We start from the raw sequence: 22,711 nt of genomic DNA on the forward strand, positions 1-22,711 counted from the left end.
ATCTAGAGATCGGCCGCAGCGTCCCTGACCTTGATAAGGGTCCGAAGGTTCCGCGTAGTGGTGCTGGCCTTGTACCGCGGTTTGGCGGACAGTTTGCTGAAAGGACTTTCCAATGTGCCTCCGGCGGGTGCAAGCCACGCCGAAGCTTCCGGCCCAAGCCGCACCTGTTCCACGCCACCAAGGGCCTCTCCGGACTCAAAGAGTTCGTCCAGCATGGCTTCGTCGGAGGTGAGCGTGATGTAGCTGTGCGTGGCCTTGTCGTCGGCGGGGTACGGGCATGCATCCACGAGTTCGGCCACCCGTGAAGAAGTGAGGACAACAACCCAGGCGTCGTAGCCGAAGGATTCACGAAGGCACTTTTCGAATTGGCCCTTTACATCCTTGATACTCAAGTCGCTCCTCAGGACAACGTTTCCACTCGCCAGAAGCGTCTTGACGTCAGAGAATGGGTAGGCCTTAAGAGCTGACTTCAGGTCCGCCATCTTGATGTTGATCCCGCTGACGTTGATGCCCCTGAGGAATACGGCATAGGTGTTCATGGATGTCCCCCTTCAAAGACAGAAGCCCTAGTCGTTGTTCTTGCGCAAGGCTTCGGTCAGTACCCGTGCGGCATTGCAGACGACCTCCGCATGCAGGCGTCCCGGCTGACGCGTGAGGCGCTCAATCGGACCTGAAATGGAAACGGCGGCTATGACCCTTCCGGACGGCCCACGGACCGGAGCGGAAACTGAGGCGACCCCAGGCTCGCGTTCGCCCAGGCTCTGACCCCAGCCCCGGCGTCGTACTCCTGCCAGGACGGTGGGCGTAAAGCGGGCGTTCTGGAGTCCTTCCAGCAGCCGGTCGTGGTCTTCCCAAGCGAGGAGGACCTGCGCTGCGGAGCCGGCTTTCATGGACAATTGGGTTCCCACCGGAATGGTGTCGCGCAGGCCGATCGGCCGCTCCGCTGAGGCAACGCACACGCGCCAATCGCCCTGCCTGCGGAAAATCTGGGCGCTCTCGCCGGTAGCGTCCCGCAGCTGGATAAGCACTGGCCCCGCGGAAGCGATGAGCCGGTCTTCACCAGCGGCAGATGCGAGTTCCACGAGCCGGCTGCCCAGGACGAATCGGCCCTGGATGTCACGGCTGACCAGGCGGTGGTGGACCAGGGCCAGCGCGAGCCGGTGAACGGTCGGCCGGGCAAGGCCCGTAGCCGCTACAAGTTGTGCGAGTGTCGTCGGGCCGGCCTCGAGGGCATCGAGTACTTGGGCCGCTTTATCAATGACACCGACTCCACTAGAATTGTCCATGTAATGATATTGCCGTCTCAATATCTGAGATGCAAGTTGTTTCACTGGCTTATTTTGTGGCCCTGCTGCTTCAGTGGTTAGAAGAGCTCAGTGCGTCAGAAGAGTTCAGTGGTTAGAAGAACAGTTCAGTGGATGAACATCCAACTTCAGTGAAGGGAGCAAGGCCGTGGGAAAGACACTGGCCGAGAAAGTCTGGGACGCACACGTAGTGCGCAAGGGTGAAGGCGAAGGAGCCAATGCCCAGCCCGACCTTCTTTTCATTGACTTGCACTTGGTCCACGAAGTGACCTCCCCGCAGGCTTTCGAGGGGCTCCGCCTGGCTGGCCGCAAGCTCCGCCGCACCGACCTCACCATTGCCACGGAGGACCACAACACTCCCACGCTGGACATCGACAAGCCCATTGCGGACCTCACCAGCCGCACCCAGATTGAAACCCTGCGCGCCAACTGCAAGGAGTTCGGCGTCCGCCTGCACTCGCTCGGCGACAAGGAGCAGGGCATCGTGCACGTCGTGGGTCCGCAGTTGGGTCTCACCCAGCCGGGCATGACGGTGGTGTGCGGCGACTCGCACACCTCTACTCACGGCGCCTTCGGTGCGCTGGCCATGGGTATCGGAACCTCTGAAGTCGAGCACGTCATGGCAACTCAGACACTGTCTTTGAAGCCCTTCAAGACGATGGCCATTAACGTTGAAGGGACGCTCCGCCCTGGCGTTACCGCAAAGGACATCATCCTGGCCGTCATTGCCAAGATCGGTACCGGTGGGGGACAGGGCTACGTCCTGGAATACCGTGGATCCGCCATCCGGGCGCTATCAATGGATGCCCGCATGACCATCTGCAACATGTCCATCGAAGCCGGCGCTCGTGCAGGTATGGTGGCTCCGGACCAGATCACCTACGACTACATGCAGGGACGTCCGCATGCGCCCGAGGGTGTTGACTGGGACGCCGCCGTCGAGTACTGGAACACGCTGCACACTGACGCCGACGCGACGTTCGACGTCGAAGTGGACCTCGACGCCAACACCCTGGAGCCGTTCGTCACCTGGGGCACCAACCCCGGCCAGGGCGTTTCGCTCTCAGCCAAGGTTCCGTCCCCCGAGGACTTTGGCGACGAAAATGCCAAGGCTGCCGCCGAGCGCGCCCTCCAGTACATGGGTTTGGAAGCCGGCACCCCCATGAAAGACATCCGCGTGGATACGGTGTTCCTGGGCTCCTGCACCAACTCCCGTATTGAGGACCTGCGTGCTGCCGCTGACATCATCCGTGGCCGCGAGAAGGACCCGGATATTCGCATGCTCGTAGTTCCGGGCTCCGCCCGTGTCCGCCTCGAAGCCGAAGCTGAGGGCCTGGACAAAGTCTTCAAGGATTTCGGTGCCGAATGGCGTTTCGCCGGTTGCTCGATGTGCCTGGGCATGAACCCGGACCAACTGGAACCGGGAGAGCGCTGCGCATCGACGTCCAACCGCAACTTTGAGGGCCGCCAAGGCAAGGGTGGCCGTACGCACCTTGTCTCACCCGTGGTGGCTGCCGCGACAGCTGTTCGCGGAACGTTGAGCTCGCCCTCGGACCTTGAGCCGGCTTCGGCAGGCGCACTGACCGGAATCGCAGTCTAGGAGGATCCCATGGAAGCATTCACTACCCACACCGGCATCGGTGTTCCCCTGCGCCAGAGCAACGTGGATACCGACCAGATCATCCCCGCGGTCTACCTCAAGCGAATCACACGCACAGGCTTCGAAGACGCCCTGTTTGCGGCATGGCGCAAGGACGAATCGTTCATCCTCAACCAGGCACCGTTCACGTCCGGCTCCGTGCTGGTGGCGGGCCCCGATTTTGGGACGGGTTCCTCCCGTGAGCACGCTGTCTGGGCGTTAAAGGACTACGGCTTCAAGGCTGTCTTGTCCTCGCGTTTCGCCGATATTTTCCGCGGTAACTCAGGTAAGCAGGGACTGCTGGCAGCCCAGGTGGGACAGGATGACATCGAGCTCATCTGGAAGGTCCTGGAGAACAGCCCTGGCACTGAGGTTAAGGTGGACCTGGTCTCCAAGACCGTGGAATGCGGCAATGTCGTGGCTCCGTTCGAGATCGACGACTATACCCGCTGGCGCCTCCTGGAAGGCCTGGATGACATCGGGCTGACCTTGCAGCACGAGGAAGACATCACCGCCTATGAGGCCACGCGGCCTTCCTTTAAACCGAAGACACTTCCGGCGAAAAGCTGACGTACTCGTCGGTGGCTGGAAGGCTGCGGAACCAGGACCGGTGGGCCCCCTTAGGGTGGGCTCGCCGGTTCTTTTTTCGAGGGGTTGATGGACGCCGGATCTGTCCGGCGCGGGGCGGCTCCATTTCGGTTAGGTAACCCGAGCTTCTATGCTTAGCTGGAGCCTTTGTAAGTATGGGGGGCGAGTAGTCGTGAGGAAACCGGTATAGATGAGTAGTGTTCTGACAATCCGCGGTGGCGTCCCGTTGACAGGGCGGGTGACCGTTCGCGGTGCCAAGAACCTTGTGCCCAAGGCCATGGTGGCGGCGTTGCTGGGCAGCGAACCATCAGTGCTTCGGAACGTGCCGGAAATCAAGGACGTGGAGGTTGTTACCAGCCTGCTGAAGCTCCACGGCGTGACTGTGGTCAAGGACCCCGACACGGGCGATCTGACACTGAATCCGAAGGACGCCAAAACGGCATCCAGCACCGCCATCGACGCCCATGCCGGCGATTCACGCATTCCGATCCTCCTTTGCGGTCCCCTGATCCATGCGATTGGAGAGGCCTTCATTCCAGACCTTGGTGGCTGCAAAATTGGCGATCGTCCTATCGACTACCACCTGAACGTGCTGCGACAGTTTGGCGCCGTCGTGGAAAAGCGACCTGGTGGCATCCACATCTCCGCGCCCAACGGCCTGCATGGCGCTAAAATCTCCCTTCCTTATCCGTCCGTCGGCGCGACCGAGCAAGTGTTGCTGAGCGCCACGCGCGCGGAAGGCATCACAGAACTCAGCGGTGCTGCAACGGAACCGGAGATCATAGACCTCATCGCCGTGCTGCAGAAGATGGGCGCCATCATCAGTGTCCAGACTGACCGCACCATCCGCATCGAGGGTGTCAAGGACCTGGGTGGCTACAACCACCGGGCGCTTCCGGACCGGAACGAGACGGCGTCCTGGGCTTCGGCCGCGTTGGTCACGCGTGGCGACATCTTTGTTGAAGGTGCTTCGCAGCGGGACATGATGACTTTCTTGAACACCTACCGCAAGGTGGGGGGCGGCATGGACATTGGGGACGACGGCATCCGTTTCTACCACCCCGGAGGCAAGCTTTCCCCGCTGGTCCTGGAGACGGATGTTCACCCCGGCTTCATGACTGACTGGCAGCAGCCCCTGGTGGTCGCTTTGACCCAGGCGGAGGGTGTGTCGATTGTGCATGAGACGGTCTATGAGAACCGTTTCGGGTTCACCGATGCCCTGGCCCGGATGGGTGCAAACATCCAAGTCCACCGTGAGTGCCTTGGCAGCGTCCCCTGCCGCTTCGGCCAGCGGAACTTCCTGCATTCTGCCGTGATCTCCGGTCCCACGCCGCTGCGGGGGACCGAGATTGACATCCCCGATCTTCGTGGTGGCTTCAGCCACCTCATCGCAGCTTTGGCTGCCACCGGCACCTCCAGGGTCACTGGCATCGATATCATCAACCGCGGATATGAGCGCTTTACGGAGAAGCTCGCTGGCCTGGGCGCCGATTTCGACATCATCACCACCAAGTAGCGGGGGACCCTTTGAAGGAATCGGCCAAGAGCCGGGCCACGTTCATGCTCCTGGCGGGCATGGCGCGTCCGTTGATGAACCTCCTGATGGGCAAGAAGTGGGAGGGCACTGGGAAACTGCCCGCGGGCGGCTTCATCGCAGCACCGAACCACTGCACTGAAATTGATCCCGTCGTGATTGGGCACATGCTCTACAACCTGAAGCGTCCTCCGCACTTCCTCGCGAAGGCGGGACTCTTCAAAGCACCTGTGTTGGGAGCCTTGCTGCGGGCGACGAACCAGATTCCGGTTGAACGCTCGACGGCGGGAGCGAACCGCTCTCTGCAAATCGCCAAAGAGGTGGTGGACGCCGGAGGCGCCATCATTATCTACCCCGAGGGAACCCTGACCCGGGATCCGGACCTGTGGCCGATGAAGGGGCACACCGGAGCTGCCCGGCTGGCATTGCAGACAGGTGCACCGGTTGTTCCGATGGCCCACTGGGGGGCCCATGAGGTTTTCCCCCGGTACGCCAAGCGCTTCCACGTCTTTCCTCGAAAGACCGTCAGGGTTCTGGTAGGTGAGCCCGTGGATCTGAGCGCTTTCGCGGACCGGCCCATGGACCGGGCCACGCTGTCCGAAGCTACAGACGTCATCATGCAGGCGGTCACCGAGCTGCTGGCAACCCTCCGCGGTGAGCAGCCGCCCGCCGAACGCTGGGATCCGGCCGTTCATAAGCAGGCCAAACATGGCCGGTTCGTGGAGCGCGGTTCAAACGCTGCACGGGGTGCCGCGCCTGAAAAGGCCGCAGAACCCGCTGCCAAGGAAGCATCTCTTGAGGATCCGGAATCGGAGGGCGGCAAATGACGGATATTGAAAGCCCTCTCCGCGCTCCGGACACCGTAGCTGTACTTGGCGCAGGTTCTTGGGGAACTACGTTCGCCAAGATCCTCGCCGATGCCGCTGCCACTGCCGGGGTGGAGCGGAGGATTCGGATTTGGGGGCGTCGCGCCGGAGTCGTGGATCAGATCAACGCGGATCACCGCAATGAGCAGTACTTGAAGGACATCGAACTTCCCCACGCAGTCACCGCCTCGACGGATGTTGCTGAGGTCCTGCAGGATGCCGGCCTCGTGGTTCTGGCCGTGCCGGCCCAATCGCTGCGGCCCCAGTTGGGAGAGTGGAAGCGCCTGCTCGCACCGGACGCAATTGTCGTGTCGCTGATGAAGGGCCTGGAACTGGGGACTGATGCACGCATGAGCGAGGTGATCGCCCAAGAGCTTGGCATCCCGGAATCACGTGTGGTGGTGGTCTCCGGACCCAACCTCGCCATGGAGATTGCCAGGGAACAACCCACTGCGTCTGTGGTTGCTTGCAGTGACGCCGATACCGCCGCCGCAATTGCACTCTGCTGCACCGCACCGTACTTCCGTCCTTACACCAGCACCGATGTTGTGGGCGTGGAGATCGGCGGAATCGTCAAGAATGTGATTGCCCTGGCTGTGGGTATTTGCGAGGGACGCCAGATGGGTGACAACACCAAAGCGTCAGTCATCACGCGGGGACTCGCCGAGACCTCCCGCCTTGCCCTTGCCCTGGGAGGCGAGGCTCACACCATGGCCGGTCTGGCGGGGCTCGGCGACCTCGTTGCGACATGCTCTTCTGCCCTCTCCCGAAACCACACAGCTGGAAGGCTGTTGGGCGAGGGGCTGAGCCTCGAGCAGGTGGCCGAACAGATGACGCAAACCGCAGAAGGCATTAAATCCGGCCCTGCCGTGCATGAATTGGCGGGCAAACTGAACGTCGAAATGCCCATTACGGCCGCCGTTGTGGCGGTGCTTGAAGGCAAAATGTCCGTTGATGACCTGGGGCCGCGATTGCTGGCCCGGGCCCTGAAGTCCGAAGGCGACTACTGATTGTGACTGAAGAATCCACCCCCGTAACCGGCCGTCGACCCCGCGTGGCGGTCCTGTTCGGCGGACGTTCCAGCGAGCACGCTGTTAGTTGCGTGACGGCGGCAGGCGTCATGGGTGCCATTGATAAGAGCAAATACGACGTCGTGCCCATCGGTATTGCCAAGTCCGGACAGTGGGTCCTTGCCTCGGGGGACACCAGCCAGTGGTCCTTGAGCTCGTCGGCACTTCCTGAAGTATCGCCGTCGGACCGGACTGTCACCTTGGCAGAGGTGGGCGGCGAGCACCAGCTCATCGTGACCGCGCCGAATGCCATCCCCGAGGAACTCGGTTCTGTGGACGTCGTCTTTCCTTTGCTCCATGGTCCTTGGGGCGAGGATGGAACGGTCCAGGGCCTCCTGGAGCTATCCGACACACGCTATGTTGGTGCCGGAGTGCTCGCCTCGGCAGTGGGCATGGACAAGCACTTCATGAAGGTAGTTTTCGAAGCCGCTGGATTGACCGTGGGCCCTTATATCGCTGTCACGGACCGCGAATGGCTCACTGATGCCGAGGCTGTCCGCAAGCGCGTGGACAAGCTCGGTTTCCCGGTGTTCGTCAAACCTGCCCGTGCAGGCTCCTCCATGGGAATTTCCAAGGTGGATTCTTTGGAGGGACTGGACGCTGCCATCGAGGAAGCCCGCCGCCACGACTTGAAGTTGGTCATCGAAGCCGGCATAGTCGGGCGCGAAATCGAGTGCGCTGTCCTGCAAGGCCGGGGCACAGACGCGCCCCGTACGTCCATGCCCGGCGAAATCGCGGTGGCTATCGGCGAACACCAGTTCTACGACTTTGCTGCCAAATATGTCGACGACGGTGCTGCTGCGCTGAGTTGCCCGGCTGATATGCCGGATGAGGCCATTGCCCGCGTCCGGGAATTGGCCGCTGCCGCCTTCGACGCCGTGGGCGCGGAGGGCCTGAGCCGTGTGGACTTCTTCTACACGCCCGCGGGGGAGCTGATCATTAACGAAATCAACACCATGCCAGGCTTCACCCCCAAGAGCATGTATCCGCAGATGTGGGCGGCTTCCGGCTTGGCGTATTCCGAGCTGATTGACGAACTCATTCACTTGGCCCTGACCCGCAAAACGGGCCTGCGGTAACCCCAACAAGTAGCGGCAGAGCACCCGCTACTTGGTGGTCGGCAGGTTCTGCAGGTCTTCCTGGCCTACGCAGTGGCGCGTGGCTTTGATCTTGCCAGCGGCGGCTGCAAGTTCGGTGAGGACTGTGGCGGAGCTGATGTTGGCGGCTTCCAATTTGACCGGATCCACGAGGATTTCCGTCGCCGGCTCGCGTCCAAAAGTAGTCAGGGTGTAGACACCATCGTCTTCTTTGATCACCCAGTCGATGTCATTCACGCTAACGCAGCGGTCAGTGGTTGGCCCCGGGACGTTGACACCGCAACGCAGGATGATCTGGGAGGGATCGCCCCACGCAGCAGTGGCCTGGCTGTTGGTCTTGCGGAGTGCGGCATCCCCGATCTTGTCCGGGAGCGCCACCATCATGGGGGCGCAGGCCGGATTGGCGGCGTCGGTTGCCGGCGTGACGTCCACAATGGGGGCGCAGGCTGATACTGCGAGGACGGACGCTGCGGCCAAGCTGAAGGCCACGGCTTTCCGCGGAAGGGTCTTTCGGTGCATCAGTCCAGCCTATCCCGCCCACGCTGCCGCCTGACGTGCGGTTGGTGCACCCGTTGCGAGGGTCACATTGCCGGTGGTCTGTGCTGTACAGGCTGCGGCACTGTTTTGTCGGTGTGCCGCGATAGCGTAGAGCCGTGCCCCCAAAACAGCCATCCGACGTAAAACATCCATCCGAAGAATGTCCAACAGTCGCGGATCTCTCGGAGTCCCAGCTCCTTGCCCGGATCTTCCCCCGCCTGAACAGCAGCCCCAGCGTCCTGCTGGGTCCCGGCGACGACGCCGCCCTGGTTGCCGCCTCGGACGGCCGCACACTGATTTCCATCGATACCCAGACCCAGGACCAGGACTTCCGGCTGGAGTGGAACAACGGCTACCGAACCACAGGCTACGACGTCGGATGGAAGTCCGCGGCGCAGAACCTTAGCGATATCAACGCCATGGGCGGAACGGCCACCTCACTGGTGGTGAGCCTGACTATGCCGCCGGCCACACCAGTTCAATGGGTGGAGGACTTTGCGGATGGCCTCACCGCTGGAATCATCGGGTTGGGGGTTCCTGACTGCTCCGTCGCGGGGGGAGACTTGGGCCGCGGACGGGAGATTGCGGTGACTGTGGCCGTCGTCGGAAGTTTGGCCGGACGGGCCCCCGTTCTGCGTTCCGGGGCGAGCCCGGGAGACGTGGTGGCGGTGGCAGGCACCCTGGGGCGTGCTGCCGCCGGTCTGGCGCTGTTGGAAAGCGATATCGCCTTAACGGACCTCTCGGCTGAGCAGCGTGCACTGTTGGATAGCCAATGCCGGCCCTTGCCGCCGTTGGCTGGCGGGCCGCTTGCCGCACGTTCGGGCGTAACAGCAATGATGGACATTTCAGATGGTTTGCTGCGCGACGGCGGCAGGCTCGCTGCGGCAAGCAACGTCATCCTGGATTTTGACGCTGTTGCGTTGAAGGCGCACGCACTTCCGCTGGAACCAGCTGCCGCCTTGCTGGGCGTAGATTCCATGCCGTGGGTTCTGGGCGGGGGGGAAGACCACGGACTGCTCGCTACGTTCCCAGCGGGAATTCAGCTGCCGCAGGGCTTCACTGCGATAGGCTCAGTTCAAGCCGTTGTCCAGTCTCAAGGCAGCGGCGTCCGGATTGCCGGGCAAGCTGCTGACACCGTGGGATGGGATCATTTTGCAGACTAAGATCGCCGCGAATGCGCACGCCATGAAACGTTGGCTCGGCAAGACAGAGGTGGTCCTTGGCAACCATAGCGACCGCCTGAACGCGATCAACATCTTCCCCGTCGCCGACGGCGATACTGGAACCAACCTTTACCTCACCGCGCGCGCGGCTGTGTCCGCGTTGGCCGGCACCGCTCCTGACGCCATCGAGGCCGGTAACGACGTCGGTGCTGTGCTGTCGCGCGCTGGTCAGGCAGCCATGGAGCAGGCAAGAGGCAACTCCGGCACCCTTTTTGCTGTTTTCCTGTGTGCAGCGGCGGAGCCGCTTGCCGGAAAAACACGTTTGAGCGCGCCGCTGCTGGCCACGGCCCTTAACAGGGCCCAGATCCGGGCATGGTCGGCCTTGAGCGAACCGGTCTCCGGAACCATGCTGTCCGTCCTTGAAGCAGCAGCCAATGCAGCCCAAGCGGCGGATTCTTCCCAGAATGGTGATGACAGCAACCACGCACTGGGCCTCGCCTTGGATGCTGTGGTGGAAGCTGCCTTTCAAGCCGTCGTACGCACAGAGGATGAACTCGCACCCCTGCAGGCGGCGCATGTGGTGGACGCCGGCGGTGTAGGTATGTTGTTGGTGCTGGACTGTCTCCGCTCCGCAGTGCTCGGCGAAGAACTGCAGGATGAGCTCCTTGATGGCCTCCACGGTTACCAGTTGCAGGATCCGCACATCCACCAGCAGATGCCGGCCGACGACGGCGTGGAAGTCATGTGCACCATCAGCCTTTCGCCATTGGACGCGGCCGTGCTGCGCCAACGCCTGGACGAGATGGGTGATTCCGTCATCATGAGCCAGGTTGGCAATACAGGCCACCATCCCGACGACGACGACGAATCCACTGCTGAAGCCAGTTATCGTTGGCGGGTTCATGTCCACGTACCTGATCCCGCGCCGGCAGTGGCGCTCATCCGGTCTCTGGGGGAGCCAACGGACATTGCCGTCAGTCAGCTTGCCCTACCTCGTGACTCTGAAGACGGGTCCCGGGATCCTGAAGACGGGTCCCGCGATTCTGAAGACGGGCACCGGCATCAGGAAGCAACACAAACTGCAGAACCCAGCAGCATCCCGGGCCAGTCACGGCATGAATACTGAGCTGGAACTGCCTCTGGAACGCAGGATCGGCAAGCGTTCGGCATCCGTCATTGACAAGCACCTTGGCCTCAAGACAACCGGCGCCCTTCTGAACTACTTTCCGCGCAGGTATTTGAGCCGGGGCGAACTTACTCCCATCAGCAACCTTCCCCTGGACGAGGAAGTCACGTTGATTGCGCGGGTTCTGTCCAACAGCACCCGTCAAATGCGTGCCCGGCGGGGTTCCATCACTGACGTCGTCGTGACCGATGAAGCCGGTGGAAGCCACGTTCCTGGCACTTTGAAAGTCAGTTTCTTCAATGGATTCCGGGCCAAGGCGGAGCTCCTTCCGGGACGCCGTGCAATGTTTTCCGGGAAGGTGACCCGATACGGGGGCGTCTTGGGGCTGACTAATCCGGACTTCCTGTTGCTGGATGAGGATCCGGATGCTGACGGCTCCATGGACCCGGAAAAGCTGGCAGCCATGCCTATCCCTGTCTATCCCGCAACGGCAAAGCTGACAAGCTGGTCCATCCACAAAGTGATTACGGCGTTGCTGCAAACTTTGGACCTCGACGCCCTGGCGGACCCGCTCCCGGAGTCAATCGTCAGCAGGGACGGACTGCTCAGCGTGGCTGATGCTTATCGCCTGATCCACTCGCCTGAGACTGCCAAGGACTGGCAGCGGGCGCAGGAACGGTTCCGCTACCAGGAGGCGCTGGTGCTGCAGGCGGCATTGGCGAGACGCCGTGCCCAGCTTGCTGCAGAGGAAGCCACTGCGCGGCGTCCCGTCAGCGGCGGCCTGTTGGAAGAGTTTGACCAGAACCTGCCCTTCACGCTCACTGCCGGCCAGACAGCGGTGGGAAAGACACTTTCCGAGGAACTTGGCCAGGACACCCCCATGAATCGACTCCTGCAAGGTGAGGTCGGTTCGGGCAAGACGATTGTGGCACTTCGGGCGATGCTGCAGGTGGTTGATGCGGGGGGACAGGCGGCGCTCCTGGCGCCCACTGAGGTTTTGGCCGCACAGCATGTCGATTCCATCCGCAGGACCCTGGGTCCACTGGCCCGCGATCATATGTTCGGTGGTGCCTGCATGCTTGGTGCCGATGCCGGCAAGGCTGGCGTCCAGGTGACCCTGCTGACCGGGTCCATGCCTACGGCGGCGCGAAAGCAGGCCATGCTCGACGCCGCTTCAGGGAATGCCGGCATCGTGATCGGCACCCACGCTCTGTTGAGCGACAAAACCAGTTTCCAGGATCTCGGCTTGATCGTGGTGGACGAGCAGCATCGCTTCGGCGTGGAGCAACGTGACGCCCTGCGCGCCAAGGCCCAACGTCCGCCGCATCTGCTGGTTATGACTGCTACGCCGATTCCCCGCACGGTGGCGATGACCGTGTTCGGCGATCTTGAGACCTCCATCCTCGATGAACTCCCCGCTGGGCGGGCACCCATTTCCACTCATGTTGTGGGGCTTGCGGAGAACCCCGGCTGGGCGGATCGAATCTGGAAACGATCGCGGGAAGAAGTCGACGCCGGTCATCAGGTTTACGTTGTATGTCCCAAAATCGGGTCCGATGACGACGGCGACTTCAGCCCAGGAGAGGCGGAGCCAAGCGATGCCGAACTCTCGGACGAAGGTCCGGCCCGCGAGCTCGCTTCGGTGACAGCCGTCGTCGAAAGCCTGGTGCAGGAGCCGTCCATGGCCGGGGTGCCCGTGGCGCCCCTCCACGGCCGTCAGGAGCCGCTGCTTAAAACCGAAACCATGGCATCGTTCGCGGCAAACCAGACCAAGGTGCTGGTCTCCACCACGGTCATCGAGGTGGGTGTCGATGTTCATAATGCCACCCTGATGGTCATCCTGGACGCCGATCGTTTTGGTATATCCCAACTCCACCAGCTTCGCGGCCGGGTTGGCCGTGGCGGCCTGCCAGGGACTTGCCTGCTGGTCACTACTTTGGAGCCGGGGCACCCGAGCCGTCGAAGACTGGACGCTGTTGCGTCCACCACCGACGGGTTCGAGCTCTCCCAGGAAGACCTGAAACTCCGCCGTGAGGGCGATATCCTCGGCGCCTCACAATCAGGTGGGCGGTCCACGCTTAAGCTGCTGCGTGTCCTGGAGCATGAAGATCTGATTGCCCGTGCGCGTGCAGACGCACAGGACATGGTGGCCCAGGATCCGGCATTGGGACACCAACCGGTCCTGGCCGCGGCCATTGAAGAATACTTGAACCCTGAAAAGGAGGCGTTCCTTGAACGCGGTTAGAGAATCCCCAGATGGTATCGGCGACCAGTCGGGCATCGGCAGCGGAGAGGCCCTGTGAGCCGGATTATTGCCGGGGTTGCTGGCGGCAATCCGCTCACGAGCGTGCCCGGGACCGCAACGCGGCCCACTACGGACCGTGTTAAGGAAGCACTGTTTTCCCGGTTGGAGTCCTTGGCTGTCATCGACGATTCCCGGGTGCTGGATCTCTATGCGGGTTCCGGAGCCCTGGGTGTGGAGAGCGCCAGCCGGGGTGCCCGCAGCGTGGATCTGGTGGAATTCGATGCCAAGGCCAGCGACTCTTGCCAGCGCAACGCGGACTTGGTCAACCAAATCCTGGGCGGCAAGAAAGTGTCGGTCCATCGATCCAAGGTGGAGTCTTTCCTGGAGCGCGCCACAGGGCGCGATGTGTGGGACCTGGTGTTCCTGGATCCGCCATATCCGCTGGACGAACCAGCATTGAGTGCCGTGCTGGCCAAATTGTCGCCCCATCTGGATGAAGGCGCAGTTGTGGTGGTGGAGAGGTCCTCCAGGAGTCCCGAACCGGCCTGGCCTGAAGCGCTTGAATGTTTCGCTGACAAGAAGTACGGCGAGACCAAGCTATGGTTCGCTGAACCGTCCTAGTCCGAAATTCTGTCCAGGTCCACGCCGTGGAGAACTGTTGCCGGGTGCGGGCCTCGCGCGAGTAATGCGCTGCTCCACGCTGCCGGCCATGGCGTTCGGGTGCCCACCAGGATGATGTTGCCGGGGTAGCGCCCGGCGAACATTCCCGTCTCGGCAAATGCGACAACGTCCGCCATGGCCTGCCGAAGTGCTGCTACCTGGCTACGCACCAGCGTTAGCGCCGATTCATCGCCTACGTTCACAATCAGTACGCCGTTGGGCAGGAGGCGGGCTGCAGCCTCTTCATAAAACTCCCTGCACGCGATGTGGGCTGGTGCTTCTGGCCCAGAGAAGATATCAAGGATGACGACGTCGAACCTCAGGTTCGCGGGAAGTTCGGCCAGTGCCTCGCGTGCGTCGCCTATGTGCGTGTGCAGCCGCGTGCCCTCCGGCATGGGGAGCTTTTGCAGGACGAAGTCCAGCAGTTCGCGTTCGAGTTCCACGGCATACTGGTCCGAACCTGGCCGCGTGGCCTGGATGTAACGGGCCAAGGTCAGGGCGCCGGCGCCGAGATGGAGCACGGAGAGTGGCTCACCCGGCTCTGCAGCCAGATCCACCACATGACCGATCCTGCGAAGATATTCGTAGAAGATCTCCCCGGGGTTGGCCAGATTCACATGGGATTGTTCAGCGCCACCGATGCTGAGGATATAGCTGCCTTCAATGAGCGTATCGGCATCAACAGTTGCGTGCTGCCCTGTGGTCCGCAGGAAACGCGTGGCGTGATGGCTGCCGGAGTCCTTGCGGCCGGCGTCGTTGCGGTTCAGAGCAGGTCCTTGAGCGTGGCCAGTCGTTCGGCCGCTTCTTCGAGGACACTGGTTTTTTTGCAGAAGGCGAAACGCAACAGGCTGCGGGTCCGTTCTGCTCCTTCCGGATGGCAAAAAACGGGCACCGGGATCGCGGCGACACCTACCAGGCCGGGTAACCGGCGGGCCAGGTCCACGGAGTCCCTGATGCCCAGGGGTTCTGTGTCGACGTTAACGAAGTACGTACCGTTCGGCGTGAAGACGTCGAATCCTGCAGCGCGAAGGCCCTCGGAGAGGATGTCACGTTTGCGTCGCAGCGTCTGGGCTATATCCGCGTAAAAGGTGTCAGGAAGCGCAAGGCCCACGGCGATTGCACTCTGGAACGGCGTGCCCGAGCTGTATGTCAGGAATTGTTTGACGGTGCGGACCGCGGCAACCAGGTCTTCGGGTCCGCTGAGCCAGCCAATCTTCCACCCTGTGAAGGAAAAGGTCTTTCCTGCAGAAGAAATTGTGAGGGTCCGTTCGGCAGCACCCGGCAGGGAAGCGACGGGAATATGCGTTACGCCGAAGGTGAGGTGCTCGTAGACTTCGTCGCTGACAATGATGGCGCCGTACTTTGTGGCCAGCTCAACCACCTTTGCCAGGACCTCTCGGGGGAAAACGGCGCCGGTGGGATTGTGTGGGTTGTTCAGGAGCACCATCTTGGTGCGGCTGCTGAAGGCCTCTTCCAGTCTGGAGAGGTCCGGAAGGAAGTCCGGAGCGAGCAGGGGAGCCGTGACATGTTGCGCTCCCGTCAATCCGATGATGGCTCCGTAGGAGTCGTAGAACGGTTCGAAAGTGAGGACTTCGTCACCGGGCTGGATGAAGGCCAGAAGTGACGCCGCTATGGCTTCCGTGGCGCCCGTCGTAATGATGATTTCCGTCTGCGGATCCGGAGCGAGCCCATAAAAGCGGCGTTGGTGTTCCGCGACGGCTTCCCGCAACTCCGTAATGCCCTTGCCGGGCGCGTATTGGTTGGCTCCTGCGGCGATCGCTGCCTGCGCTGCGGCTTTGATCTCCGCGGGGCCGTCCTCGTCGGGGAAGCCCTGTCCGAGGTTGATGGCGCCGGAGGAGATTGCCAAGGTGGTCATCTCCTCGAAGATGGTCACTCCGAGGTTTCCGTCAGGTGAAAGCAGGTTGGCGCCAGTGGCGGCCCGCTGCCATGGCGCGGAGGCATGGGCCGTTGTGTTGAGCGGTAAAGTGCTGCCTGCTGGTGACATGTCAGCCATGGTATCCCGGTGAAGCTATGGGGTAGGTTCGTGTCATGAGACGTGCGGTATGCCCTGGATCCTTTGACCCTATCCACAACGGACATCTCGAAGTCATCGCGCGGGCAGCGGGGCTGTTTGACGAAGTCATCGTGGCCGTGTCCACCAATTACGCCAAGAAGTACCGCTTCAGCCTCGAAGACCGGATGGAGATGGCCCGGGAGACGCTGGCGTCCCTGCGAGGCATCATCGTTGAGCCCATGGGGGAGGGACTGTTGGCCGAGTATTGCCGGCATCGGGGTGTTTCGGCCATCGTCAAGGGCCTCCGCTCGTCCTCGGACTTTGACTATGAATTGCCGATGGCCACCATGAATCGTCAGCTTACCGGCGTCGAAACTGTCTTCCTGCCGGCAGAAGCGCACTACGTGCACCTTTCCTCCACCTTGATCAAAGAGGTCAATGTATTGGGTGGCGACATTTCTGATTTCGTACCGAAATCTGTGTTGAAGCGCCTCCTCGCTGGCGAGTCTGGAACGTAAGCCTCCCGCAAGGGGGTAGTCTTGATAGGTACCTCGCAGCTTCTTGCGGTGGATCCCAGCTGAAACCATGGCGCTCTTCGCGCGCCCGGCGCCGGTTTGAGTCCTCAGGCTTGATCAGGCTAAGATGGTACGTCGGTCATATGTTCTACAGGAGTTCTCATTAAGCGAGATGCAAGTTCGCCCTTGGCGCTGGTAGTCAAGGACCTTGGACGCAGTCCAGGGACCATGCGGACACTCAACGAACATGTACCTGCGCCAAGTGACCTTGGTGTGGCGCTCATTGGCGTGAAGGAAGGCTCGGATGTCGAGCTGGATCTTCGCCTTGAGGCCGTACACGAAGGAATTCTGGTATCAGGATCCGTAATCGTCGAAGTAACCGGCGAATGCGGTCGATGCCTGGATCCCCTTGCGTATGACCTTGAAGTCAATGTGCAAGAACTTTTCTTCTATGAAGGCGTTGAGCTTTCGGATGAAGAAGACGATGAAGAGCAACGTCGAGTCGAGCACGATCTAATCGATCTTGAGCCGGTGTTGCGGGACGCAGTTGTCACTATGCTGCCGTTCCAGCCGGTGTGCCGGGAAGACTGCCAGGGCCTTTGTTCCGAATGTGGAGCACGCCTGGAAGACGAGCCGGGGCACCACCACGAGGTCATTGACCCTCGCTGGGCTGCCCTAGCTGATCTGGCTAAGACTGACCGGCAAACTGATTAGTAAGTGTTGGACTAAGAGAGAAATGAGATAGCCGTGGCTGTTCCCAAGCGGAAAATGTCTCGCGCAAACACACGCGCCCGCCGTGCCCAGTGGAAGGCAACTGCCCCCAACTTGGTCAAGACCATCGAAAACGGTCAGGTTACTTACAGCCTGCCGCACCAGGCAAAGGTCGTCACTGACTCTGCCGGCACCGCGCTGTTCCTTGAATACAAGGGCCGCAAGGTAGCAGACGCCTAATCTGCCCAATAGGCTGACAAAGGATGTCTTCAACTGAAGAGCTTCTGAAGCGTCTCGGTGTCTCCATTGACACCGAGACGCTTCGTCTTGCTCTGACACATCGCTCATACGCATATGAGAACGGTGGGATTCCCACCAATGAACGTCTTGAGTTCCTTGGCGACTCCATTCTGGGGTTCTCTGTGACCGATTCGCTCTACCGCGAGAACCCGGCCCTGCCTGAAGGTGAGCTCGCAAAGCGGCGATCCGCCGTCGTGAGTACGCGTGCCCTCGCTGGCATTGGCCGCGAGCTTGGCGTGGGCGAGTTCATCTACCTGGGGCAGGGCGAGAAGCTCACCGATGGGAAGAACAAAGCCTCGATCCTCGCGGATACCATGGAAGCGCTCATTGGTGCCACGTACCTCTCCAACGACATCGAGACGGCACGCCAGTTGGTAATGCGCCTCGTGGGCCCTCTCCTGAAGGACGCCGGCGCCCTTGGAGCCGGTACCGATTGGAAGACGAGCATCCAGGAACTGACCGCCAGTCGCCAACTCGGGGCAATCCACTACGCCGTGGAAGGCTCAGGGCCGGACCACGCGCGTACGTTTGAAGCTGTCCTGAACATCGGCGGGACTCCCTATGGTCGCGGCGCTGGCCATTCGAAGAAGGAAGCGGAGCAGGAAGCTGCCGCCGACGCCTGGCGTGCCCTGACGGCCCTGGACCAAGCTCCTGCTGGACCTGCTTCCGCCTGAAGCCGAGTCCACAAATCCCATGCCTGAACTTCCCGAAGTAGAAGTCGTTCGCCGTGGCCTGGCCCGCTGGGTCCGTGGCCGCACCATTACTGGGGTTGACGTCCTTGACCCCCGCTCGATCCGCAGGCATGGCCTTGGCACAGAGGACTTCATTGGGAATCTTGAGCACGCCACGGTGATGGACGTCGTCCGCCGGGGCAAGTTTCTCTGGATGCCGTTGGCCATGGACAGCTCGGATTCCGTTGACAGCACGCTACCCAAGGTAGCGCTGATGGCTCATCTGGGCATGAGCGGACAACTGCTCATGCAAGACCCCGATGTCCCTGACGAGAAGCATCTCAAAGTCAGAATTTGCCTTAGCCCCGTGGACGGCATGCCTGAGCAACTGCGATTTGTGGACCAGCGCATTTTCGGCGGCCTGTTTGTGACGTCCCTGGTGCCAACTCCCGACGGCGGCCCTGGAGGCTTGGGGGAAACGCCCCTGCCCGAGATCGCCGAGGAAGCCGCGCACATTGCGAGGGACCCGCTGGACCCCTGCTTCTCCTTCGACACCTTCTACCGCAAGGTAAAGAGCCGAAAGACAGGCCTGAAGCGGGCGTTGCTGGACCAGTCGGTGATTTCAGGGATCGGCAACATCTATGCGGACGAGGCCCTCTGGCGCGCCCGCCTCCATTACGCAAGGCCTACGGACACGTTGCGACGCGGTGATGCCGCCCGGCTTGTGCAGGCTGCCCAAGAGGTCATGGAGGCGGCATTGGCGGCTGGAGGCACGAGCTTTGACTCCTTATATGTCAACGTCAACGGCGATTCGGGGTACTTCGCTCGCTCGCTCAATGCCTACGGACGCGCCGGCGAGTTGTGCAGCCGCTGTGAAGCAGCAGGCCTGCACTCCATCATCAAACGTGAGCAATTCATGAACCGATCTTCCTACACGTGTCCCGTTTGTCAGCCACGGCCGAGAAACGGGCGTTGGTAGGGCCGAAACTGTTCCGGAATCCGGATCGCAATGGCAGACTGTCCCCATGAAAAGCTTGGCGGTTCGGATCGCCATCGCATTGGTTTTCAACGCCATCACGTTGTGGGTGGCGTCAGTTCTTCCCGGAGTCCGTTTGGGAGCCGGGTTTCTTTGGGCCGTCGTGGTGTTCACGGTGGCCACTCTTTTCGTCAAACCCTTGATTCTGGCCCTTTTCCACCGTCGCCACGAGCAGCGGGCGGACAGGCGCACGTGGATCCTCAGCAAGGCCCTGACGGTGGCCGCGGGACTCCTGGCCACCCTGGCAATTCTTCTGGTAACAAGCATCTTTTCCAACGGTTTCACCATCAACGGCATCTTCGGCTGGATCGGCGCTACCGTAGTGATCTGGTTGGCATCGTTCATTTACGATTTCGTCGACGACGGGCTTGAGGCGAAGGCCCACGAGCTCCTCGGCGGCGCGGCAAGTCCGGGCAAACCATGATGGCGCGGCGCCTGGTGATCGCGGGCATCTGCCTCGCCGTCCTCATCGCCGCGGTAGCTCTCGTCCTGGACCAGATGGCCTCCAAACCCGGACCGGCAACTGCCCAGAGCTCGGCATCTCCGAGTCCTGGCGGGGATCCCTCGAACGGCAACTCTTCCGGCAACGCCAGTGCGCCTCCCTCCGGCAGCCCGACGTCGGGCAGTTCGTCAAGCAGCCCAACGGGCGGTGCGGGTGACGGTTCAGGTAACGGTTCAGGCGACGGCGGAACAGCAGCCAAGCCGCTGGAGGTCCTGCCGCCCGTGACAGCCACGCCCACCGGGCTCCCGGTACCGTCTGCACCGGCCCCACTCATCACTGGTCCATTGCCGAAACCGGGCACAGCGAAGGGCTCGGTGGTAGAGGGCTGGCCCAGCAGCGTTGTGACCATGCCAGCCGGGACCACGGTGGGCTCCACCAGCATCTCTAGTTCAGGCAACGTCCTGCAGTTGACGGCGGACGGGATCGTGGGCACGTCCCAGGAGGACGTTCTGGGAGCCTTCCGCCAGTCATTGGTCGGGCAAGGCTTCTGGTCCGAGGACGCGCCTGCGCCTGACGGAGCTGTCGCCGCGAGGTTCGTGCGTGGCACGGACACCGTGACGGTGTCAGTTTCGGTGACGGGAACGGGCGTTTCACGCTTCCAGCTTTTGGGCACCCTGCACACGACGGCGGACTAGGGGCGCGTATGTACATCTCACTTTCGGATCGTAGCGGTGGCAAACGGGAAAAACCCCGGGGAGCCACAACGGCACTATCCAGCGAGGTGCCGTTTCGTTTGTCCCCGGTCATCTTGTGGCTCGGCCTGGTCAGCATGGTAACGGATGTGTCATCAGAGTCCGTGACGGCAATCCTCCCGCTGTATGTGACAGGATTCCTGGGCCTTTCAACCATCGCCTTCGGATTCATCGACGGCATTAACCAAGGCGCAAGTGCAATTGTCAGGATCGCGGCGGGCTGGGCCGCGGACCGCAGCGGACATCCGAAACGCATCGCCTTGGCCGGCTACGGGTTGTCCATGCTCGCCAGGATAGGTTTCCTGTTCGCAGGAGGGTTCTGGGCGGTAGCTGCGATTGTGACCGGAGACAGGATCGGCAAAGGCATTCGCACGGCTCCACGTGATGCGCTCATCACTGTTTCAGCGCAACCCGAACACCTGGCCCGTTCCTTTGGCGTCCACAGAATGTTGGACAACATCGGGGCCGCCGCAGGGCCAATGATTGCCTTCCTCGTGCTGCTGATGATCCCCAATGGCTTCAGCACCGTTTTTGTGGTGTCCCTGGCTTTTGCGATCATCGGCGTTGCAGTTCTGGGGCTGGTGGTGCCGGACCTTCGGGCGGATGGGCTGAGAGGGATCAAAGCCACCAGCGGCGCCGAACAAACAGCCGACTCCCGGAAGCAACGGCCTCGGCTCTTCGCGTTCTCGTGGAGCCACCTGCGGGAGCCGGGCCTCGGCAAGTTATTGATCTCTGCGGGTCTCCTTGGCTTGCTCACCATTGGCGACGGTTTCATCTACCTGGTACTGCAGGACCGGGATTCCTTTGCGGTGCAGTGGTTTCCCTTGCTTTTCGTCGGAACCAACATTGTGTTCCTGGCGTTTGCGATTCCACTGGGGCGGCTGGCCGACCGCGTGGGCAGGGTCCCGGTCTTCGTGGGCGGCCACATTGCCCTGCTTGCCTGCTACTTTCTGGCGGCGGCGCCTTTCGGTGGCCTATGGAGCACTGTGGGCTGCCTGATCCTTCTTGGCGGGTTCTATGCAGCAACTGACGGAGTGCTGGCGGCCTTGGCCAGCCAGTTGACCCCTCCAGGCAAGCTGGCGACAGGCATCGCCTCCGCACAGACCGTGGTTGCTTTGAGCAGGATGACGGCCTCGGCCGGTTTTGGCGTTCTCTGGTACGCAGTAGGTGCCTCCACAGCCATGGTTGCCGCCGGAGCGTTGTTGGCATGTGCAGTAGTGGCAGTCGTCTTCATTCTGCCTGGAGCCAGGCCCAAGCTGGCGAACGAATGAGCGCTACCTTCATTGGCGGAAGGCTACGGTGGGGCATTCTCCTTGCGGTAACGGCAGTTGTGCTTGCTGCGGCGGGTATTTATGCAATTGGCGCCTATCAGCGATTTGAGGAGAGCCGCACTGCCGCCCCGTCCGTAGGGGTCAGCGCCGGCCAGCCGTTGCCGGCTGTTCCGTTCGTCCTTTTTCGGAACACGGCAGGCGGACAGGGCTACGGTAATGCCGCTACCGTACCGTTGTCCTCTCCCGACGGCACACGCGCAGTGAGCGAGCAGGCCTGCGACAGGGTCTACGGCACCGCGTCCACGGTAATTTGCCTCAAAACGAACCGCGGCCTCGTGACTGCCTTCGAAGCCGCTGTCCTCGATCGCGACTGGCAACAGCAGCGGGCGTGGCCCGTTCCAGGAATACCGAGCCGAACGCGGATCAGTCCGGACGGGTCCATGATTGCCACCACTGTCTTCGTCACAGGCCATTCTTATGCGACTGCCGGGTTCTCCACCGCTACTGAAATCAACGTCACTGCCGGTGGTTCAGGCGGTTCAGGGAATCTGGAGGATTTCGCCCTGATAGTCAACGGCGAGCGCTTGCAGGCCACGGACAGAAACATCTGGGGGGTCACGTTCGTACCCGGGCAAAGTGATGTTTTCTACGCCACTGCGGCGTCCGCCGGGCGTATCTGGCTTGTTCGCGGCAGCTTGTCGGCCAAGACCCTGACTGCGGTCCACGATAACGTTGAGTGCCCGTCCATCTCACCGGATGGCACGCGGATTGCCTATAAAAAGAACGACGCCGGGCCGTTGACTGCGCACTGGAAGGTAGCACTGCTTGACTTGGCTACAGGACAGGAAACTGTCCTTTCCGAGAAGCGAAGCGTGGATGACCAAATCGAATGGTTGGACAACCAAACCGTGCTTTACGGATTGGCCGACGAAAACACCCCCGGCGACAGCAACATCTGGAAGCTGGCGACTGATCCGGCATCACAGCCGAGCCTGTTTATCCCCCATGCGTGGTCGCCCAGCGTAGTCCGCTGACCGTGATGGTGAGCGGCGGGCGTGCTGTGCCCGTGCAAGTGCCGAGGTTAACTCGGACGTTAAATGCTAACGTCCGGCCCTGGAGTTCAGGGGGCCGGACGTTAGCAGTTCGGAGGCGTGTTAACGCGTCAACAGA

24 protein-coding genes are annotated in these 22,711 nt (G+C 61.7%); 19 read left to right on the plus strand and 5 right to left on the minus strand.

The genetic code is table 11. The features are described from left to right. Positions 1–2: 2 nt before the first annotated feature. Both AB4Z15_RS10045 and AB4Z15_RS10050 read right to left on the minus strand, forming a co-directional pair. Positions 3–539 carry a DUF1697 domain-containing protein gene (locus AB4Z15_RS10045; protein ID WP_442017142.1) on the minus strand — a complete coding sequence of 179 codons (537 nt, stop codon included), beginning with the start codon at positions 537–539 and terminating at the stop codon, positions 3–5. Positions 540–566: 27 nt separating this feature from the next. Further along, positions 567–1,286, minus strand: coding sequence for an IclR family transcriptional regulator (locus AB4Z15_RS10050; RefSeq protein ID WP_014922101.1), 720 nt, complete (start codon positions 1,284–1,286; stop codon positions 567–569). 166 nt (positions 1,287–1,452) lie between these two features. Here AB4Z15_RS10050 and leuC point away from each other — a divergent pair, with 166 nt between their 5' ends. The 6 genes from leuC (at position 1,453) to AB4Z15_RS10080 (ending at position 8,080) form a co-directional block, all read left to right on the plus strand. After that, on the plus strand, positions 1,453–2,904 hold the full coding sequence (gene leuC / locus AB4Z15_RS10055) for a 3-isopropylmalate dehydratase large subunit (protein ID WP_442017143.1): 1,452 nt from the start codon (positions 1,453–1,455) through the stop codon (positions 2,902–2,904). Positions 2,905–2,913: 9 nt separating this feature from the next. Continuing rightward, the gene (gene leuD, locus AB4Z15_RS10060) at positions 2,914–3,513 is read left to right on the plus strand and encodes a 3-isopropylmalate dehydratase small subunit (RefSeq protein WP_442017144.1); all 600 of its coding nucleotides are present in this window, start codon (positions 2,914–2,916) and stop codon (positions 3,511–3,513) included. A gap of 208 nt (positions 3,514–3,721) precedes the next feature. Beyond that, the gene (murA, locus tag AB4Z15_RS10065; RefSeq protein WP_224090824.1) at positions 3,722–5,047 is read left to right on the plus strand and encodes a UDP-N-acetylglucosamine 1-carboxyvinyltransferase; all 1,326 of its coding nucleotides are present in this window, start codon (positions 3,722–3,724) and stop codon (positions 5,045–5,047) included. 11 nt (positions 5,048–5,058) lie between these two features. Next, positions 5,059–5,892 (plus strand): lysophospholipid acyltransferase family protein, encoded by an 834-nt coding sequence (locus tag AB4Z15_RS10070; protein ID WP_442017145.1) that lies wholly within the window; start codon positions 5,059–5,061, stop codon positions 5,890–5,892. Then, on the plus strand, positions 5,889–6,941 hold the full coding sequence (locus tag AB4Z15_RS10075) for an NAD(P)H-dependent glycerol-3-phosphate dehydrogenase (RefSeq protein ID WP_442017146.1): 1,053 nt from the start codon (positions 5,889–5,891) through the stop codon (positions 6,939–6,941). Before AB4Z15_RS10070 ends, AB4Z15_RS10075 begins: the two co-directional genes overlap by 4 nt. Further along, positions 6,941–8,080 (plus strand): D-alanine--D-alanine ligase family protein, encoded by a 1,140-nt coding sequence (locus tag AB4Z15_RS10080; RefSeq protein WP_442017176.1) that lies wholly within the window; start codon positions 6,941–6,943, stop codon positions 8,078–8,080. Before AB4Z15_RS10075 ends, AB4Z15_RS10080 begins: the two co-directional genes overlap by 1 nt. Before the next feature lie 27 nt (positions 8,081–8,107). Here the strand turns inward: AB4Z15_RS10080 and AB4Z15_RS10085 are convergent, their stop codons facing one another. Then, positions 8,108–8,617 carry a DUF3515 family protein gene (locus AB4Z15_RS10085; protein ID WP_442017147.1) on the minus strand — a complete coding sequence of 170 codons (510 nt, stop codon included), beginning with the start codon at positions 8,615–8,617 and terminating at the stop codon, positions 8,108–8,110. Positions 8,618–8,751: 134 nt separating this feature from the next. Here AB4Z15_RS10085 and thiL point away from each other — a divergent pair, with 134 nt between their 5' ends. Genes thiL through rsmD form a run of 4 tightly spaced genes read left to right on the plus strand, consistent with a single transcriptional unit; the run spans position 8,752 to position 13,790 of the window. Further along, positions 8,752–9,798, plus strand: a complete 1,047-nt coding sequence (gene thiL, locus AB4Z15_RS10090) for a thiamine-phosphate kinase (RefSeq protein ID WP_442017148.1) — start codon at positions 8,752–8,754, stop codon at positions 9,796–9,798. A 22-nt stretch (positions 9,799–9,820) separates the two neighbouring features. Further along, positions 9,821–10,924: a DAK2 domain-containing protein gene (locus AB4Z15_RS10095; RefSeq protein ID WP_442017149.1), complete on the plus strand. Its 1,104-nt coding sequence runs from the start codon at positions 9,821–9,823 to the stop codon at positions 10,922–10,924. Next, positions 10,914–13,169 carry an ATP-dependent DNA helicase RecG gene (locus tag AB4Z15_RS10100; RefSeq protein ID WP_442017150.1) on the plus strand — a complete coding sequence of 752 codons (2,256 nt, stop codon included), beginning with the start codon at positions 10,914–10,916 and terminating at the stop codon, positions 13,167–13,169. The genes AB4Z15_RS10095 and AB4Z15_RS10100 overlap by 11 nt, the downstream gene beginning before the upstream one ends. Positions 13,170–13,223: 54 nt before the next feature. Continuing rightward, positions 13,224–13,790 carry a 16S rRNA (guanine(966)-N(2))-methyltransferase RsmD gene (gene rsmD / locus AB4Z15_RS10105; RefSeq protein WP_442003936.1) on the plus strand — a complete coding sequence of 189 codons (567 nt, stop codon included), beginning with the start codon at positions 13,224–13,226 and terminating at the stop codon, positions 13,788–13,790. On the opposite strand, the gene AB4Z15_RS10110 is transcribed toward rsmD, so the two are convergent. Both AB4Z15_RS10110 and AB4Z15_RS10115 read right to left on the minus strand, forming a co-directional pair. Next, positions 13,787–14,596 carry a spermidine synthase gene (locus AB4Z15_RS10110; RefSeq protein WP_442017177.1) on the minus strand — a complete coding sequence of 270 codons (810 nt, stop codon included), beginning with the start codon at positions 14,594–14,596 and terminating at the stop codon, positions 13,787–13,789. The genes rsmD and AB4Z15_RS10110 overlap by 4 nt on opposite strands. Next, positions 14,593–15,843: an aminotransferase class I/II-fold pyridoxal phosphate-dependent enzyme gene (locus AB4Z15_RS10115; protein WP_442017151.1), complete on the minus strand. Its 1,251-nt coding sequence runs from the start codon at positions 15,841–15,843 to the stop codon at positions 14,593–14,595. Before AB4Z15_RS10115 ends, AB4Z15_RS10110 begins: the two co-directional genes overlap by 4 nt. Before the next feature lie 35 nt (positions 15,844–15,878). On the opposite strand from AB4Z15_RS10115, the gene coaD reads away from it, so the two are divergent. From coaD to AB4Z15_RS10160, 9 genes are all read left to right on the plus strand, one after another. Next, a complete protein-coding gene (gene coaD / locus AB4Z15_RS10120; protein ID WP_223933289.1) occupies positions 15,879–16,361 on the plus strand; it encodes a pantetheine-phosphate adenylyltransferase in 483 nt (160 codons plus the stop codon). 183 nt (positions 16,362–16,544) lie between these two features. After that, the gene (locus AB4Z15_RS10125; protein WP_224090813.1) at positions 16,545–17,072 is read left to right on the plus strand and encodes a YceD family protein; all 528 of its coding nucleotides are present in this window, start codon (positions 16,545–16,547) and stop codon (positions 17,070–17,072) included. Positions 17,073–17,105: 33 nt separating this feature from the next. Then, the gene (rpmF, locus tag AB4Z15_RS10130) at positions 17,106–17,309 is read left to right on the plus strand and encodes a 50S ribosomal protein L32 (protein ID WP_011775139.1); all 204 of its coding nucleotides are present in this window, start codon (positions 17,106–17,108) and stop codon (positions 17,307–17,309) included. A 23-nt stretch (positions 17,310–17,332) separates the two neighbouring features. After that, positions 17,333–18,043: a ribonuclease III gene (gene rnc / locus AB4Z15_RS10135; protein WP_216923862.1), complete on the plus strand. Its 711-nt coding sequence runs from the start codon at positions 17,333–17,335 to the stop codon at positions 18,041–18,043. Positions 18,044–18,062: 19 nt separating this feature from the next. Next, a complete protein-coding gene (gene mutM / locus AB4Z15_RS10140; protein ID WP_442017152.1) occupies positions 18,063–19,019 on the plus strand; it encodes a bifunctional DNA-formamidopyrimidine glycosylase/DNA-(apurinic or apyrimidinic site) lyase in 957 nt (318 codons plus the stop codon). Between the two features lie 46 nt (positions 19,020–19,065). Next, positions 19,066–19,500: a hypothetical protein gene (locus AB4Z15_RS10145; protein WP_442017153.1), complete on the plus strand. Its 435-nt coding sequence runs from the start codon at positions 19,066–19,068 to the stop codon at positions 19,498–19,500. Further along, on the plus strand, positions 19,497–20,213 hold the full coding sequence (locus tag AB4Z15_RS10150; protein WP_442017154.1) for a hypothetical protein: 717 nt from the start codon (positions 19,497–19,499) through the stop codon (positions 20,211–20,213). Before AB4Z15_RS10145 ends, AB4Z15_RS10150 begins: the two co-directional genes overlap by 4 nt. 86 nt (positions 20,214–20,299) lie before the next feature. Further along, positions 20,300–21,541, plus strand: coding sequence for an MFS transporter (locus AB4Z15_RS10155; RefSeq protein ID WP_442017178.1), 1,242 nt, complete (start codon positions 20,300–20,302; stop codon positions 21,539–21,541). Beyond that, a complete protein-coding gene (locus AB4Z15_RS10160; RefSeq protein ID WP_442017155.1) occupies positions 21,538–22,575 on the plus strand; it encodes a TolB family protein in 1,038 nt (345 codons plus the stop codon). Before AB4Z15_RS10155 ends, AB4Z15_RS10160 begins: the two co-directional genes overlap by 4 nt. Positions 22,576–22,711: the final 136 nt, after the last annotated feature.

This window comes from Paenarthrobacter sp. 2TAF44 (assembly GCF_052114885.1).
Lineage (GTDB): Bacteria > Actinomycetota > Actinomycetes > Actinomycetales > Micrococcaceae > Arthrobacter.